The organism is Enterococcus sp. C102(2024) (assembly GCF_040888205.1).
GTDB lineage: Bacteria > Bacillota > Bacilli > Lactobacillales > Enterococcaceae > Enterococcus > Enterococcus faecalis.
Genome location: NZ_JBFOHH010000001.1, coordinates 880,757 through 898,254 on the forward strand (window position 1 = coordinate 880,757; position 17,498 = coordinate 898,254).

At 36.5% G+C, this 17,498-nt stretch carries 17 protein-coding genes; 1 reads left to right on the top strand and 16 read right to left on the bottom strand.

The genetic code is table 11. From position 1 onward, the window contains the following. Positions 1–10 precede the first annotated feature (10 nt). From AB3I34_RS04295 to AB3I34_RS04370, 16 genes are all read right to left on the bottom strand, one after another. Entirely contained in the window at positions 11–1,018 is a 1,008-nt protein-coding gene (locus AB3I34_RS04295; protein WP_002357063.1) for a class I SAM-dependent methyltransferase, read from the bottom strand. 128 nt (positions 1,019–1,146) lie between these two features. Then, complete coding sequence (comGG, locus tag AB3I34_RS04300; RefSeq protein ID WP_002377063.1) at positions 1,147–1,500, bottom strand: competence type IV pilus minor pilin ComGG; 354 nt, start codon at positions 1,498–1,500, stop codon at positions 1,147–1,149. Next, entirely contained in the window at positions 1,500–1,934 is a 435-nt protein-coding gene (gene comGF, locus AB3I34_RS04305; protein ID WP_002357060.1) for a competence type IV pilus minor pilin ComGF, read from the bottom strand. Before comGF ends, comGG begins: the two co-directional genes overlap by 1 nt. After that, the gene (locus tag AB3I34_RS04310; RefSeq protein WP_085444167.1) at positions 1,924–2,250 is read right to left on the bottom strand and encodes a type II secretion system protein; all 327 of its coding nucleotides are present in this window, start codon (positions 2,248–2,250) and stop codon (positions 1,924–1,926) included. The genes comGF and AB3I34_RS04310 overlap by 11 nt, the downstream gene beginning before the upstream one ends. After that, complete coding sequence (gene comGD, locus AB3I34_RS04315) at positions 2,216–2,662, bottom strand: competence type IV pilus minor pilin ComGD (protein ID WP_002366895.1); 447 nt, start codon at positions 2,660–2,662, stop codon at positions 2,216–2,218. The genes AB3I34_RS04310 and comGD overlap by 35 nt, the downstream gene beginning before the upstream one ends. Next, positions 2,659–2,934: a competence type IV pilus major pilin ComGC gene (comGC, locus tag AB3I34_RS04320; RefSeq protein ID WP_002356991.1), complete on the bottom strand. Its 276-nt coding sequence runs from the start codon at positions 2,932–2,934 to the stop codon at positions 2,659–2,661. Before comGC ends, comGD begins: the two co-directional genes overlap by 4 nt. After that, positions 2,934–3,980: a competence type IV pilus assembly protein ComGB gene (gene comGB / locus AB3I34_RS04325; RefSeq protein WP_002377060.1), complete on the bottom strand. Its 1,047-nt coding sequence runs from the start codon at positions 3,978–3,980 to the stop codon at positions 2,934–2,936. The genes comGC and comGB overlap by 1 nt, the downstream gene beginning before the upstream one ends. Next, positions 3,937–4,905: a competence type IV pilus ATPase ComGA gene (comGA, locus tag AB3I34_RS04330; RefSeq protein WP_010712613.1), complete on the bottom strand. Its 969-nt coding sequence runs from the start codon at positions 4,903–4,905 to the stop codon at positions 3,937–3,939. The genes comGB and comGA overlap by 44 nt, the downstream gene beginning before the upstream one ends. A 239-nt stretch (positions 4,906–5,144) precedes the next feature. Then, positions 5,145–6,473, bottom strand: coding sequence for an APC family permease (locus tag AB3I34_RS04335; protein ID WP_153873013.1), 1,329 nt, complete (start codon positions 6,471–6,473; stop codon positions 5,145–5,147). Positions 6,474–6,763: 290 nt separating this feature from the next. Then, a complete protein-coding gene (gene rlmN, locus AB3I34_RS04340) occupies positions 6,764–7,837 on the bottom strand; it encodes a 23S rRNA (adenine(2503)-C(2))-methyltransferase RlmN (protein WP_002377054.1) in 1,074 nt (357 codons plus the stop codon). A 123-nt stretch (positions 7,838–7,960) separates the two neighbouring features. After that, a complete protein-coding gene (locus AB3I34_RS04345; protein ID WP_010712614.1) occupies positions 7,961–9,790 on the bottom strand; it encodes an ABC transporter permease in 1,830 nt (609 codons plus the stop codon). Continuing rightward, the gene (locus AB3I34_RS04350; protein ID WP_002381711.1) at positions 9,780–10,529 is read right to left on the bottom strand and encodes an ABC transporter ATP-binding protein; all 750 of its coding nucleotides are present in this window, start codon (positions 10,527–10,529) and stop codon (positions 9,780–9,782) included. Before AB3I34_RS04350 ends, AB3I34_RS04345 begins: the two co-directional genes overlap by 11 nt. A gap of 117 nt (positions 10,530–10,646) precedes the next feature. Then, positions 10,647–11,348 carry a GntR family transcriptional regulator gene (locus AB3I34_RS04355; RefSeq protein ID WP_002356983.1) on the bottom strand — a complete coding sequence of 234 codons (702 nt, stop codon included), beginning with the start codon at positions 11,346–11,348 and terminating at the stop codon, positions 10,647–10,649. 129 nt (positions 11,349–11,477) lie between these two features. After that, on the bottom strand, positions 11,478–13,901 hold the full coding sequence (locus tag AB3I34_RS04360) for a DNA translocase FtsK (RefSeq protein WP_002364367.1): 2,424 nt from the start codon (positions 13,899–13,901) through the stop codon (positions 11,478–11,480). A gap of 313 nt (positions 13,902–14,214) precedes the next feature. Then, a complete protein-coding gene (locus tag AB3I34_RS04365) occupies positions 14,215–15,426 on the bottom strand; it encodes an NAD(P)/FAD-dependent oxidoreductase (RefSeq protein ID WP_002360017.1) in 1,212 nt (403 codons plus the stop codon). 28 nt (positions 15,427–15,454) lie between these two features. Further along, positions 15,455–16,360: a prenyltransferase gene (locus AB3I34_RS04370; RefSeq protein ID WP_002360016.1), complete on the bottom strand. Its 906-nt coding sequence runs from the start codon at positions 16,358–16,360 to the stop codon at positions 15,455–15,457. Positions 16,361–16,481: 121 nt separating this feature from the next. Here AB3I34_RS04370 and AB3I34_RS04375 point away from each other — a divergent pair, with 121 nt between their 5' ends. Next, on the top strand, positions 16,482–17,462 hold the full coding sequence (locus AB3I34_RS04375; RefSeq protein WP_002360015.1) for a polyprenyl synthetase family protein: 981 nt from the start codon (positions 16,482–16,484) through the stop codon (positions 17,460–17,462). Positions 17,463–17,498 lie beyond the last annotated feature (36 nt).

Genomic DNA, 17,498 nt, shown 5'->3' on the forward strand with positions numbered 1-17,498 from the left:
CGTTACTATTTTATTTTAAATTTGAAGCTTTCCAAGCTTCAAATTGTTTAAAGAACTCCGTTACTTTATTGATATCTTTCAAAGAGGCAAGTTTTGCTAACAAAACTTCCTTCACTTGCTCAGCATCTGCACCCTTGTTTTGAACAAGCAAGATACTTTTACGTGATTGTTCTGACTTAAACAATTCATCAGGTAACTGTATCATTCCTTGTAAATAGACATTTTTTGTCAACCAATTTTTAAAGAATTCACTTTGCTCAGTCTCTAAAATATTGGTTGGGATTAAGAATAAGCCAAACCCTGCTGGCTTCACGTATTTCATGGCTTGTTCCATTAATAAATGATGCGCATAACTATGGCCTTCCTCAGCAGCAGCAGCAAATCCCTTTGCTCGCTCATCATTTGGATAATAGCCAATCGGCAAGTCACTTAATGCTAAATCAACTGGATCCAATAACAAATCTTGCAATCCGTCTTGATGGAACAACTGAATATTGGCTTGTGACCAAGCATTGTTCACAGAAGATACTGCCAGAAGTGTTTCGTCGATATCCACACCATAACCAGAAACTTTGTAACCAGCTGTTTCAAGGTTCAGCAGAACCGTTAACAGTAAATTTCCCATTCCTGAAGCAGGATCTAAAATTTTTAATGGCTCTGATTTATTTGTTAATTGTTCTACTAAATAAACAAACAAAAAGCCAATACCGTCTGGCGTCAATTGATGATTTGCTTGAAGCTGCTCTTTTCTCGTTCCTTTTAACAAAAGTAATTGGGACAAGCGTCGCACATCTTCAGGAGCTAAATCAATTTTTTTAATCGTATGATACAGCGTTTCTAATTGTTTCACTGTCTCTGGATTAGGTACTCCGTCAAGTACTCGTACTTGAAAATCATCTAAAATATTTTCACCATTTTCAATATACGCATCTAAAAAAGAAGTATCCAATGACTGTTGCAATAACTGGATTGCTTGTTCCATTGGCTCGAAAGCCTCTTCAATTTTTTCTGGGAACAAATTAGCACCTCTATTCTATTCAAAATGTAACAACTTCCATACCTGTTTTATTTTAACGAAAAAAGAAAGAATAATCAATGCCTTTACTGTCTTTCTTCTAAAATCTAATAATTTGTAGAAAAACAACGCTATTCCAGTATTGTTTCCGCTTTTTTTTGATGAGAAACTCTCTCTTGATATTGGTATTTTCGACCAGATTTGTTTAATAAAACAGTTATTCTTAATTGTTCATTTTTGTATGTATAATCGAGGGTCACCTGCGCGTATACGAGCCTTTCGTCTGTTTTTAACTTTCGTCTATTTTGTTTAACATCTGCAAGAAATAAATGAAGGATACTTTTCCCTGCATAGTATTCCTGGGTAGCTTGCGTAAATTTTTGTGTTAACTGACGTTCTTCTAGTAACTGAAGGGCGAGAAAACTCATCAAATAAACAAATGCCATGGCCGTGAACAATAAGTTTCCTGAATATTTTTGCCTCATTAAAATTCTCCCTTTATTGGAAAAAAACTATCAAATGTTTTTCCAGAAGTAAAAGTAACTTCCAAAGTAAACGATTGTCCTTCATTTTTAAACTGGCCATTTTTGATACCAATTAACAGCGGTTGGTAGCCTTTACCATTGACTCGCTTAATAATTTTATCTTCTTTGATTTGAATTGAAATAGTCTTGTTTGTTTCTGAGTCGAGGAAAGAAATCTCTTGCGCAGAGCCTGTTTGGAAAACGAGCTTTTGACATTCTTTTTCTAATTGAATTAAAAAAATATGCCAGGATTTCGAATCATTGTTTTTCAAATATTGATTTCCGATAAAACTTTGTTGAATCATCAACTGAAACAATTGACACATACAACTTAAAACGACTAGTGCCACTAAACACTCTAACATCGTAAAACCCGCATATTTTTTATTCACCAATCAAAATCGCTCCTCTTGAATCTGTGACTTTTAGTATCCTTCTTCCCTCGTTCTCCATCAAAAAAAATCGGTAAGTTTCTGCTTGATATATCCGCTCTTTGAAACGTAAATCACCCGTCTGCTCTAAAAATAAAATTGCTTCGTATCCAAGACGAGTGCGCGTTAATTCTTGCTCCCGTTGATAATTTTGCTGAATTAATTGTGTAATAGTCAGGGAGAATATCCCTGCTACCACACATACAATACTAAAACTAACGAGACTCTCTAATAAAATAAAACCGCTATAAATAGTTAATTTTCTTCGTATATTTGCCACTCCCCATCTGAAATTGTAAAATAAGTTGCTGTTTCTTTTCAGTCCAAGTAAAAATATATTTCACTAAACGGCCATTGTTCCCTGACGAATGAAGAAAACTGAGTTTGCTTGGGCCACTCACTGTCATTTTTTCAGGTACAGCTAGCGAAGTCCTTCGAGCTGATTGGTTCAATTTATCAGGAAATGAAAAGCTTTGTTGTTCTTCAAAAAACCAAACTTCTTGTGTTTCCTCTAAAACAATTGCTTGCTGTTGCGCAAAACGAAGTTGTTTTTCTACCGTAGCAAGAAACTGTTCAATTTTTAATGTTTCTTGCCAGCGGTGAATAGCGAGTGTTGGGAGCATAGTCATAAAGCAAACAATCGTTAAACTAGCAAGTGTTTCCATTAATGTGAATCCTGCTGACTTGTTCATTGCTTTTCTGCTGTATATTTATCTAACTGCTCTTTAGTAATGTAGCCTTCGTTGACTAATTCATTTAAGGAAGGCGTCTTATTTTTTTCTAGTGTGTAGAGCTCGATTTGTGATTCTACAATTTTTACGATTGCTTCATTGCCTTTTTTATCAACTGTTTCTTTATGTTTCGCTAAGTTAGGAACAAAAAGTAAAATCAATACGGAAATAATCAATAAGACAATCAACATTTCTAATAATGTAAAACCTGCGTATTTTTGTTTCTTTTTCATTATAAAACTCCTTCCATATTGCCATAAATAGGCAGCAACATTGCCCCATAAACACCGATAATTAAACAAGCAATTATGATAAAAATAAATGGTTGAACAAGAGTAATGACTCGTTCAATTTTTTTGAAAAAACCTTGGAAACAGACATTACTATAAACCATCAACTCCTTGCCTAATTTTCCTTTTACTTCTCCTTGTTGAATCATTAAACCCAATGCTTTTGTAAAAAAAGGATAAGCAGCTAATTGTCTATGTAAGGTTTCACCAACTAGCAGACCTTCACTAATTGCTCCAGCTAATTCTTTCATTAAGGGGTAATTGGTTGTATGGCGCATCAAATCGATGACTTCTTTCATTTCTAATCCTTGCGCAAGCAACTTCCCCCATTCTAGTGCAAAAAAAGCACTGACGTATTCCCGATAAAGGCCACGGATAATTGGCAGTTTCAGATATACGAAGGCCCGCTGAATAGCAGACTGATGCTTCAAATAACGGTTTAAAATGAAGAAACTAAATGAGAGGACAAAAACTAAGGTAACCAGAATATATGGACTGTAAACAATCAGAAGAATCCCAATATTTTTAGAATAACTATTGGCATCATTTTCCATTAATTTGGGCAATAAAAATTGCCGAATACCAACAATGACGAGAATCAAAAAAACAATCAGGAGCAGCGGATAACTAATTATTTTATAGAACTGTTGCCGATATTTTTCCGTTTGAAAAAAATGTTCGGAAATCGCTTGTAGTGTCCCTACCAAATCCCCGTGTGCAGTAGCAAACGACAATTGTGCCGAGACCATTGTTGAAAATCCTAATTCTTCGACTAAAGCTTGTAAGGCAACGCCTGAGGAAAAGCCTTCAACTAAAAAAGTTATACTGTGCTGGGGTAATGCGTTTGATTTTTTCATGAAGGAAAAACTTTCTTGTATATTAAAACCATTTGCAAGCAAATCCGCTAATAGTTTCAGAAAAAGCTGCTGTTGTTTTTTCGTTAATTTATTCGATGGCTTGAAAATACGTTTTTTCTGTAATAAACCCATACGCCCACGCCTTTCTTAGATTCTTTTGCCAACTACTCTTTATAACGGCTTCCTTAAAGAAGAAATAATCATAAAGAATTCCCGCTACTTGTTCCTTATTAATCGTGGTTGTCAAAATCTGTTGATAAATGATACCTTGCAAGCATTCGGCCAATTCATGCTCTGGGCCACCTAATTCTATCAAACGCCGTTGCACCCCCAATAAGTTACGGGCGTGAATTGTCGCAAAAATAGTATGACCCGTTAAGGCGGCTCGAATAACTGCTTGAGCCGTCTCGCCATCACGAATTTCACCAATAATCAAAATATCAGGATGATGGCGCAAGCAAACTTTTATCAAGGCTTCGTACGTTAACTGAATTTTTTCATTTGTTTGCAACTGTAAAAACTGTTTTTCCTCAATTTCAACAGGATCCTCAATCGCTATCACTTGTTGTTCGCCACTTCTTTGTTTAGCCACACGATACATGGTTGTTGTTTTCCCGGAACCAACTGGCCCACTGAATAAATAAAGTCCTCGTTTCTGACAAGATGCTTCAATTTCATTTAGCTGGTGGGGAAAGAAAAAATGTTCAGCTTGTTCACCGAATCGGTGCAAAAAACGAATCACTAAGCTCTCTCGATTCTGAAAATCTCCCACAGATGATAAACGCAAGCGTTGCTTCATCTCGCCAATTAGATAAGTTGTCGCGCCTAATTGTGCTTTTCGTCTTTCTCCGACATCCATGCCGCCTATAAATTTAAAGTGGAAAATTAACTTTTCGCCTATTTCTGCGGAAACTTGTGTGTAAGGTGTCCGTTGCATCCCTGTCCGAAAAGAGATAGCTATTTCGGTATCATTGGGTAAAAAATAAACGTCTTGTGCCCCATGAAGGACGCCCCATTCAATTAATTGATGGGCCAATTTTTTTACATTTTCAGTCATTCATTTCCTCCTCTCACTAATAAACTACGCATTTATTTTATGATTTCAGCAAAAAAAAGAACCTTCACCAATAAGATGAAGGTTCTTTTTTGAAGTTTGCGCTGTCCATCTATCTTCCCCAAAATAGTGGAACTACTAGACACTTAGTATTATACTAAAAAAATTTTGCGTTTAGTTTTCAAAAATTTCTCTGAATCACAAAATTTTTGAGAAAAACTATGAGAATCAGATCGGATCGTTTACATTTTTGGCTTCGTTTTTTGTTTATTAACTAAATAAACTGGAATTCCTAGAAGCGTAATTCCTATACCAATCAATGCTAGAATAGGCTGTGTAATACTCGTTGTAACCAAGATAAAGATACCACCTAGACTTGCGATAATTGGAATAATTGGATAGCCAGGAACTTTATACGGTCGTTTTAATTCAGGTTCTCGTTTTCTTAAAATAAAAACGGCTAAGAAAATTAATAGATTAAACAGCCACATAACAAAAACTAACATATCCGTCAATAAATCGAAGGTCCCGAAAAACATCATGATAATGGCTACAGCTAACTGGAAAATTCCAGCAACGTAAGGAACAACAAAGCGTTTAGACAACTTTTGAAACTGACGAGTAAAAGGCATCAGATTATCTAAGGCTAAGGCATAAGGAATCCGAATCCCTGTCATTGTGTAGCCGTTTAACGCACCATATACAGAGATTAAAATCCCAATAGTTACGATTTTGCCACCAATTGGTCCAAAAATAGCCACAGAAGCATCAGAAGCTGCATTCAAATTCCCAGCGATTTGCTCAATTGGTAATGTTTTTAGAAACACAAAATTAATTAAAGCATAAATTAAAGTAATCAATAACAAACCAAAAATAATGGCTTTAGGCAAGTCTCTTTCTGGTCGCTTCATTTCACCAGCCACGTTACCCACACCTAGCCAGCCATCATAAGCAAACATGGTAGCAACTAAGGCGCCACTAAAAGCAACTAAAAAGCCAGTATTCGCTGTTGTTTCAATCGGAAAAAGCGAAACAGCTACTTGTCCTGGAGTAAATAACCCCACTAAAGAAATCAAGGCAATTGGAATCAGTTTTACTACCAATGTCGTTGATTGGACCAAAGAAGCAATTTTTGTTCCTAATAAATTAATTACGGTGATACTAGTTCCCGCAAGAATGGCAATCGGGATCAATAAATTTGCCGATAAATGAAACAAATTGATTAGTTGTGTACTAAAAATAATGGATAACGCCGAAATGTTGGCAGGATAATAAATGATACTTTGTGCCCACCCTAAAAGAAAACCAGCTAATTTACCATATGTATATTCAATATACTTCACTGCGCCACCTGTTTCAGGGATTGCTGTAGCAAGTTCGGCGCTGGTTAATCCTGCACAAATGGTTAAGGCACCACCTAACACCCAAGCAAAAATAGCTAAACTAGCTGACTGTGCGTGTCCAACGACACTCGCAGCTTTAAAGAAAACACCAGCGCCAATCACCGTACCCATTACCGTGGATAACGCACCAAACGTTGTTATCTCTCTTTTTAATTGCTTTTTCTCCATAGACTCCCTCATTTCATCTAAAATAAACAAGCGTAACAAAATTTCCACTTTCTTGAAAAAATAACGAAAATAATAGCTGTTTTCATGAAAAATTCTGTAACGATCTCTTTTCAGTATAGCTATTTCTTTTAGAATTTCAAGTTTGAAAACCACAAAAAGAAAATTTGTCATAAAAGTTTTAGAGCATTCATCTTTTGTTTATAAACAAGAATTGAGAAATTTACGATTTTTCATTAAATAAATAAAAAATCGGATCAAAAAGAAACCTTTTTGATCCGATTTTAACTACGTTATTGGTTTTCGACTTTTTCTTTTTTCATTTGTTTGCTGCGTAATTGTCCGCAAGCCGCATCAATATCTGTTCCGTGCTCTTTACGAATAACACAATTGATGCCATTCTTTTTGAGTACATCATAAAATTTTAATACCGCTTCTTTAGAGCTTCGGCTATATTGATCGTGTTCACTCACTGGGTTATACGGAATCAGATTAACATAAGAAAGTTTTTTCTTATTCCGTAGTAAATCTGCTAATTGTTGAGCATGTTCTGGTCGGTCGTTCACTTGACTCAACATAATATATTCAAATGTAACACGTCGGTTGGTTTTTTCAATGTATTCATCAATTGCTGCCATTAATTTTTCAATTGGAAAACTACGATTAATCCGCATAATTGATGTACGGACTTCGTTGTTAGGAGCATGTAATGAGATTGCTAAGTTTACTTGTAGTCCACTGTCTGCAAATTCACGAATTTTTGGCACTAAACCACTTGTTGAAACTGTAATATGGCGGGCACCAATGGCCAAACCTTTATCATCATTAATCGTTCGTAAAAAGTTCATGACATTGGCGTAATTATCAAATGGTTCACCAATTCCCATCACAACGACATGGCTAACACGTTCATCCAACCCACGTTCATCGAAATAATGTTGCACCCACATAATTTGGGCAACAATCTCGCCAGCAGTTAAATCTCTTTGTTTTTTTAATAGCCCACTAGCACAAAATGTACACCCAATATTGCAGCCAACTTGAGTGGTCACACAAACAGATAATCCATATTCTTGACGCATCAAGACTGTTTCAATCATATTTTTATCTGGTAATTCAAATAAATATTTCACAGTACCATCTTGTGCTTCTTGCACAATGACTTGTTTTAATGGATTTAATGAAAAATTTTCTTCTAATAAAGTCATCAACGATTTAGGAATGTTCGACATTTCACTAAATGAAGCAACACGTTTTGTATACAACCATTCCCACACTTGTGTTGCGCGAAATTTCTTCTCGCCATGGGCTAAAAACCAGTCCACAAGCTGTTCTCTCGTCAGTCCATAAATGGATTCTTTCTGCATTTCTTTTCCTCATTTCTGCTATTACATTCGCTTCATAACTATAACGTATTCTCACTTTGAATGCAATATCACGAAGAGTCTCAAAAAAATCGTTAAGCGTGCATGCTTAACGATTTTTTATAATTAATCTTTCACTAAGTGATAAACTTTTTTGAAGTAGAACGTTCTGGCAATTAAATAGTAAACGACCTGAATCAATAAGAAAACGCCTAAAACTTCCCAGCCAGCTAATTGCATTGGCTGATCTAAGACAGCATACATTGCTTTCAAAGCAACAGCTCCATGAATAAATGAAACAACAATTGGGGTAAAGAATAAAATACCTACTTGTTGGTAAATCATTTTCTTCAATTCTTTTTTCGTCAAGCCAAGTTTGTAAATCATCTTGAATTTTTCAACGTCCGTATTCATATCACTGTATAAACGGAAGTATAAGAAACTACCCGCCGAAACAAAGAACACGATACCGATAAATAGTCCGACAAAAAGAACTGGCGTATAAAATTGCGTAATACCTGCAACTGTAGCCGCGGTTCCTAGTAACATTGGGTATTTTTCACCAATAATATTTTCAGCATCAATTAAGGTTTCTTTATCTGTGCCTTCTTTTGGTTGCCAAATCGTTTCTGTTTCCTCTTTAATTCCATCTGTTGAAGTACTATCTGGGATAACAACCACACCGCCAAAAGTCGGTAATACATTGGTTTCTTCTGTTTTATCAATGTTTAAAACTTGATCATTTCCCAATTGAACAGATTTGACATCTACTGATGCAGCAGAAGGAGCATCTTTTTGTGATAAATTAACTACTTTCTCACCTGTTAAAGTTGGTTCATCTATAAATTTTGCGAGTTTATTATATTCAGATGTTTTGATTAATTGGATACCGGCACTTGTTTTGTACATTGTGTAATCAATCTGATCAAACTGAATATTTTTTTCTTGGAATGTTTTTGTCGCAAATTGTTTCATTTCTTGATTTTCTGGGTTGGTCGAATCAGACAATGTTAGTTCGTACGGTACAGAACTTATTCCTTTAAAAATCATCTCGTTCACGCCGTATAACGTTCCAATGGCAGCAAAAGCGACCGTTGAAATCACCGAAACCAAGAAGAACGAACGTGCATTATCTTTCATGCGGAAAGCCAAATCTGATAAAACAACCATATTGGTTTTTTTCCAAAAGATTTTTGGTTTCCGTTTTAAACGTTCAATGACAGAAACACTCAATTGGTCAAATAAGAATTTTGTCCCTAAAATAACTAAGAAAATTACTGGGAACATCACCATTAAAACCAACTGTCCCTTAGCAACTAAAGCAATTCCGTAACCGACAACTAAAAGCAACACGGCTAAGAAAGATTTAACTTTAGAGCTTTTGATTTCACCTTTACCCATTTCCCCTGCTTTTAATAGCTCTTGAAGTGTCGCTTTTGGCAAGCGGAATTGAATAAAGAAAGAAATTACTAAGAACAAGACCGCAAATGAAATGACAGTAATGATAAACGGCATCACTGGCAAATAAAAACCTAAACCTAGATGCATCAATAAATTGCTAATCCATAAAATAAACTGTGAAAATCCAACACCTAAAATGCTACCAAAAATTGTAGCAAAGAAACCAATCACTAAGTTTTCAATAAAAATCATTTTCTTTAACTGTTTTGGACTCATCCCTTGAATCATCAAGGTTCCAAACTCTTTTTTCCGAGATTGGATAAAGACATCCATCGAGTATAAAACGAATAAGAAAGAGAAACCATAGATTATAATAGCCGCAGCCGTCATTCCCATTTGTGCTTTAGGATTTAAACCATTAGCTAAGGCTGGGTGAAAGACAAAACCAGTGAACGTAAAAAAGATCATCACAGAAAACATTGTACTTAGGAAATAAGCCAAGTATAAATGCTTATTTCGAATCGTGTTTCTTATAACAAACTGATTAAAATTCATTATCGACACCTTCAATCTCAGCCAGTTTCACCATGATTAAATCGTAGAACTCTTTTTGATTGCCATTTTGGACAATTTCATCAATTAATTCACCATCTTTAATAAAGACGATGCGCTTGCAATAACTTGCGGCTAGCGGATCATGGGTTACCATTAAAATAGTCGCCGCTTCTTCTTCGTTTAATTGTTGTAACAAGCCCATCACATCCTTAGATGATTTCGTATCTAAGTTTCCTGTTGGTTCATCAGCCAATAATAATTGTGGATGATGAATCATTGCCCGAGCAACGGCGACCCGTTGTGCTTGTCCACCAGAAATTTCTGCAATTCGTTTTTTCAACAGATGATTGATACCTAAACGCTCACTTAATTCTGCTAATTGTCGTTTCATTACAGAGACTTTTTCTCCATCAAGTGTCAATGGCAAAATAATATTTTCTTCAACAGTTAATGTTGGCATTAAATTAAAGCTTTGAAAAACAAATCCTAATTCTGTACGACGGAATTTAGCAATTTGTTCTTGATTCAAATTGTTTGGATTTTTTCCATTTAAAAGTATTTCACCGTCTGTTGGACTATCGATTGTTGCCAATAAATTTAAAAGTGTACTTTTCCCACTTCCAGAAGGTCCCATAATACCAATAAATTCACCATCTTGGACAGTTAAATTAATCCCTTTTAAAGCTTCATATTTAATTTCGTTTCCGTAAACTTTTTTCAAATTTTGTACTTCTAACATATTTTCCACTCCTATTCTTCTCACTCATTTAGTGTATCGAAAACGAAAAAAAACGACAATAGAAAAGAATAACAATGAACTTACATTACTGTAAGTGCACTGTTATTCTTTTAAAAGTTATGCTTCATATTCAATCACATAAGGATGAATCTTCGTATTATAAATAGCTTCTGAATATTCTACGCAACGACCTGTTGGGCTTAACGAACGCCGAATTCTTTTTAAGCCCGTTGTTTCAGTTGTTTGCAACATCTTTTGCTCTGCTTCTGTCAAAGTTGCAACTTCAAAACGGTCTTCAAATTTATAAATTTCAATGGCATGTCGATCCATCAAACGATACAAGGATTCTTCTTTGTATTCAGTCAATGATACGTCTTTCATGGCAGCTGGCAAATAGTAATTAAAATAAATATAGGGTTGTTCATCGATTAAATATAACCGTGAAAGGTGAACCACTTCTTCTCCTAAAAATTGATAAGCCGGCATCTCTTTTGACAACGTCAAGTTTTCAACTTGTAAAACTTTTTTAGTTACTTTCTGACCTGATTCATTCAAAAATTCAGTGAATGTCCCTGCTTTTGATAGTTTATTATAGGGACGATTGCTTAACACAGTTGTGCCCCGGCCACTTTTTTTCTCAACAAATTCTTCTGTTGCTAACATTTCGATTGCCCGCCGAATCGTAATTTTACTAACGTTAAACATCTCTTCCAATTCTGTTTCTGTTGGTAAAAACGTTCCTACTGGATACTTGCCACTCAAAATATCTTCTTTAATCTGATCTGCTACTTCTAAATAAAGCACGCTCTTTCTTCTCATGATACGCTCCCTCCCAACCGCACTATTCTTTTCTATTTTACCAGAAAATGATGATTATAACATGATGCTTTGCTGAAATTATAAAAAAAGAACAAAAATAGATAAATTTATCTATTTTTGTTCTTTTGTTTATTGTTCTGGCGTCTCGGTTGCTGCCTCTTCTGATTCCGCTTGTAGAAAGACTTTTCTTGGTTTGCTACCTTCTGATGGTCCAATAACTCCGTGTGCTTCCAATTCATCTACTAAGCGAGCCGCACGATTATAGCCAATTCTAAAACGTCTTTGTAGCAATGAAATACTAGCTGTTTGCATTTCAACCACCAAGTTTTTCGCTTCTTCAAACAACTCATCTTGAGGAGCTTCGCCACCGCCTGAAGTGGTCGGTTCATCTGTTGGCATCATGCTTTCTTGATATTCAGCTTCTTGTTGATCCGTTACAAACGCAACCACTCGTTCGACTTCTTGATCAGAGATAAAGGCCCCTTGGATACGAATTGGTTTATTTTCTCCCATTGGTAAGAAGAGCATATCGCCTCGACCTAATAGTTTCTCCGCCCCGTTGGTATCAATAATGGTACGCGAGTCTGTCCCACTTGAGACCGCAAAAGCCATTCGAGAAGGGACATTTGCTTTGATGATTCCTGTAATGACATCCACACTTGGCCGTTGTGTCGCTAAAATCATATGAATACCTGCTGCCCGTGCCATTTGGGCTAAACGGATAATCGCATCTTCTACTTCGTTACTTGCCACCATCATTAAATCAGCTAACTCATCAACAATGACAACAATAAATGGTAGAATTGGACGATTTTCGCCATCTTCCGCATTTTTCTGTTGAATTAGTTGATTGTAACCAGTGATATTTCGGACGCCTGTTGCTGCAAATTTTTCATAACGAAATTCCATTTCTTGAACTACTTTTTGCAGGGCTTGTGCTGCTTTTCTCGGATTAGTAACCACTGGCGTTAATAAATGAGGAATCCCGTTATACACATTCAATTCTACCATTTTCGGGTCAATCATCATTAATTTTACTTCATGAGGTTTCGCTTGCATCAAAATACCTGTGATGATGCCATTGATAGCAACCGATTTCCCACTCCCTGTCGATCCCGCAATTAATAAATGCGGCATTTTTGATAGATCTGCAGTTTGAACCATCCCTGAAATATCTCGACCTAAAGGTACTTCTAATAGTTTATCTGGATGACTTGGTTGTGCCTCAACAATATCTCTAAAGGATACTGTACTAATTGCACTATTAGGAACTTCAATCCCGATTAGTGATTTCCCAGGAATCGGAGCCTCCATACGAACGTCTTTGGCCGCAAGCGCTAAAGCAATGTCATCCGTCAAGTTAACAATTTTGCTAACTTTTACCCCAACAGCGGGTTGAACTTCAAATTTTGTGACAGATGGTCCTAAACTAGCTTTGACTACTTTAGCATCAACACCAAAACTCTTGAAGGTTTGTTCTAAGACGCCAATATTTTTTTCGATTTTTTCATATTCACCACTTTGATCCGTTGCTTGAATTGTATCTAACAAATCAGTTGGTGGTAGTTGATAATCACGATCTTCCGCTTCTTCAGAAATTTCAAATTCGAGAACACCAGCTTCATCTGCCGCCTCTTCTTCCTGCTCTCGTTGCGGTTTTGTTGCTGCAATTGGTGGTACAGGCATCGCCTGATTTTGCTGTTGAAACGAATCAATTTGAACAGGCGTTGGTGCGGCCGGTTCTTCCACCATTGGTTGGTGGGTTTCAACAGGTGTTTTTGTTAAGCGCTCGGCTGCCGCTTGTTCCATGCGTTCCCGCTCTTGTAATTTTTGTTGGGCAGCGGCTTCAATTTTTGCTTGGCGTTCTGCAGCTTTGGCTTCTTTCTTCGCTGCTCGCTTCGCCTCTTTTTCTTCTTGTCGCGCCTGTGATTTTGCCGAAACATGACTTAGGCGATCTTGAATACTTTGGAAATGATCAACAATTTGCTGAAAATCCCACATACTCATCAAGAAAATACCCGCTAACAGTAGCAAGGTGGCAATTAAATAGCTACCAAATTGTGCCACCAAAAAGTACGTTCCTTGATAAAGCAGTGCGCCAATCATACCGCCCCCTACGTTTTGCGTCACTTGGTTAGCTTTTAGATCGCTTTGCAAAAATTCCCAAGTGTTACCTAAAATATCTGGTTGACTGCCACTAACATTTCGAAACATAAAGGCATGGAAAAATAACAAAACACTAATATAAATCAGAACAGCCCCAAAAATAGGGCGCCCTCTTTTTAACGGAAAATCTTTCCCATAAATCATGACTAATAAGCCATACAGGATTAGTAAAATCGCTGCAAATGGAAAGGTATTACCTACAACTAAGCGTAAACAATTCGCTAATAACGTGCCTAAAAACCCTAAGCGAAAGAGTCCAAAGACACCGAATAAAATAAAAATCAGGCCAAGAAACATATAATTTAAACGTTCTTGTTGTTGCTGTTGTTTTTTGGTCTTTTTCTTTGTCGTACTTTTTTTCTTATTTGTTGCTCTTTTTTGTGCCATTTAACTTCCCTCTTTCCATCACTTCTCATTATACATAAAAATGGAATCGAACAAAAGTGCCCACCTCATTTTACTTGAAAAATCATGGAAATTTTTTAAAAACTTTCATTTAAGAAAAATGAGCGTGGGACAAAAATCACTTTGGATTTTTGCTCCACGCTCAAAAACTGATAAACGGCGGGAACAGAACCAACTCCTTCGGAAATAAGCCGAAATTCTCCAAAAATCAAAGAGCAATTTTCGGAAATTTCTTCTTATTTCTCGGAGCTAAACGGTTCTGTCCCGACCTCATTATTTCTTATTTTGCTGATTCTTAATGGTATAAGTCGAAACGACCTTTAGCCATCATTTCTTTGGTACCACCTGTTTCAAAGAGCGCTTTGTTCATAATAATTTTTTTCATGAATGAAGCTGGGTATCCTTTAATGTCTGTTTTACCAACAATTCCTAAAGCACGTGTATTTCCGACAGAACAAACAGAACCTTGTGATTTAAAGCTGAAAGGTTTAGTTGCTTCCCCTTTCAATTGTGCTTGAATATTTTTAGCAGCATGCGCCCCCATTTTCAAGGCGATTTGTGCTGTCGTTGGGTAAGGTCGATTAGTTTCTGTATCCATAACTGCTGAGCAGTCACCAATAATATAGACGTTGCTATGGTTCGCATCTGTTAAATCTGGTTGAACCATGACACGACCACGACGAGCTTCAAATCCAGAATCGCCTACAACGTGGCTTCCACTAACACCCGTTGTCCAAATAATTGTTTTAGCAGAAAGTTCTGCCAAGTCGCCTGCTTCGTTATCTTGATAAACAACTGCGCCTGGTTTGATTTCTTTAATCGGTTTACCTAATAATAAATGAATAGCTGAATCTTTTAATAATTGCACACCATAGTTCGCAAGTTTTTCGTTAAACATCGGCAATAGGCGAGTAACTGCTTCGACACAATAAATTTGGATTTGATCTGCTGAGACACCTGCGATTTCAGCAAATTTTGGTTTGTTTTCAACAAGAGAACCTAATAATTCAATCCCTGTAAAGCCTGCTCCGCAGACAACAATTTTTAAGAATTCTTCGTTTTGAGTCGCTTTGTATTGACGCATTTGTTCTTGGATATGTTCATACACGTTTAAAGCCGTTTTCACATCTACCATTTGTAGAGCATGTTCTTGCACACCAGGGATACCAAATGATTCTGATTCAAACCCAAGAGAAACAACTAAGTAATCATAATTGATTGTTTGACCATCTTCTAAAGCAACTGTTTGTGTTGCAGCATCAATTGTTTTAACTGTTCCTTGGATAAAGGTGGTCATTTTTTCATCGACAACATCCATAATATTGTATGTGATTTTTTCAGCTGGTTGTGTTCCAGCAGCAACTTCATGCAAGTCCGTTGCTTCGTAGTGATAGTTATTACGATCCACTAAAGTAATTTCGACGTCTTTGGCGCCTTTTTGTAATTCGCGTAATGTTTTTAAGCCTGCGTAACCAGCACCTAAAATAACAACATGTTTCTTATTCATTTTGATTCCCTTCCACTCTATAAAAAATTTACAGCCACCACAAACCTATGGCAAAAAATAGCACTTGTGCAGTTGCTCCCACAGCTAAGATCTTCACAGCACAAACAAATGTTTTACTCTTCACTTGTTCCTTCAGTAAGGCTTGGGTTTGTTTCCGTACAAAAGGTAAAGTTAAAAGCATGAGTAACATTGTTGGCGGCGTCAATCCTAAACCGACAGCTAACAAAATGGCTAACATTGCTATTGTATTTAATCCGACGAATAATTTCAAAGAACTTGCTTTGCCAAGGTAATGAACTAATGTATATCTCTTGTTATTTTCATCTTCCTCTAAGTCACAGATATTATTTGCTAACATTAAGTTAGCAATGTAACAAGTGTTAGGTAAGGCGACTAAGAAAATCCCCCATAAATTAGCTGCTGACCAATTGAAAACTTCAAACGTATTAATGTAGACACAAATAAGGGTAATCATGAACCCCATTGTAAATCCTGAGAAAACTTCCCCTAATGGTAGACTGGATAAAGGTTTCGGTCCTGATGAATAAAAAATACCAATTAAGTAACAATAAAGACCCATAATTAATAACGGCCAGCCGACAATAAATGACAACCCAATCCCCATTAAAGCAGAAACGAGAATCATCCAAAAAATCATTTTTCGTATTAATGGCAAAGATAAATTTTCTCGACCGATAATATTCGTTTTTTCCTTATAATCATGAACTTCTGTGGCATGATGGTAATCATTATAATTATCTAAAATATCGACCGCCATATTGAAAATAAACATCGCAATGAAAAAAATTAAAACATAGCCGACATGGAGCCGCCCATATTGGTACCAACTAAAACAAATTCCTAACAAAAATGGCAAAACACTAGCTGTTTTTGCTTTTAATTCTACTAATTCAAAAAATATTTCTCGATTCAAACTATCCCTCCGCTACTTTTTTACAAACTTTGTTACTTTTAAAACTTAATTACTGTATTTCTGTCGCCAATTCGTATACAATCAAATAGTATTGAACCACTGAAAGGATCGTAGTATATTTATGAACACATTTTGGAAGTCGTTTCCTGACGTTGAACGTTCTTTAACGGAAACATGTGAATTAATTGAACAAACGTTGCATACACGCAACGAAGACATTGAAGAAGCCTTAGTAACTTTGGCTCGTTCTGGCGGCAAATTATTACGCCCCGCTTTTTTCTTTCTTTTTGCTCAACTGGGTGATGAAGAAAAACAAGAGAAACAACAACTATTAAAAATAGCTGCATCTTTGGAAATCCTACATATGGCTACGTTGATTCACGATGACATTATTGACGATTCTCCATTGCGCCGAGGCGCTGTGACTATTCAATCACAATATGGTAAAGACGTGGCTGTTTACACAGGTGATTTACTATTCACTGAATTCTTTACTTTGATTGCAGATGCCATGAATGGCTCTGAATTTATGAAAATCAATGCACAAGGAATGAAACGGTTATTACTTGGTGAACTCGATCAAATGAGTCATCGATTTGACCGCCGCATGTCGATTCCTGCTTATTTAAGAAGTGTCAACGGCAAAACAGCCGAACTTTTTTCACTAAGCTGTCTTGAAGGGGCCTATTTCGGTCATAGTTCAAAAGAAGTCCAACGTTTAGCTAAACGAATTGGCCGTCATATTGGCATTGCTTTTCAAGTCTATGACGATATTTTAGATTATACTGCCGACACGGAAACCTTGAAAAAGCCCGCTTTAGAAGACTTGTCACAAGGTGTTTATACGTTACCCCTTCTCTTCGCTTATCAAGCAGCACCTGACGTATTCAGCCCTTATTTGGATAAAGGACGCGCCATTACCTTAGAAGAGGCAGCTGAAGTTGCGGCGCTAGTCAATGACTATCATGGCGTTACAGAAGCACAAGCTTTTGCTAAAAAAGTAACCAACAAAGCAATCACTGATATTCAACAATTGCCTGATGGCACAGCAAAAGAAACCTTACTTTCCTTAACTGAGCTCTTATTACATCGTTCATTTTAAACGTTTTATAGAAGAATTGCCATTAATTGAAATAGA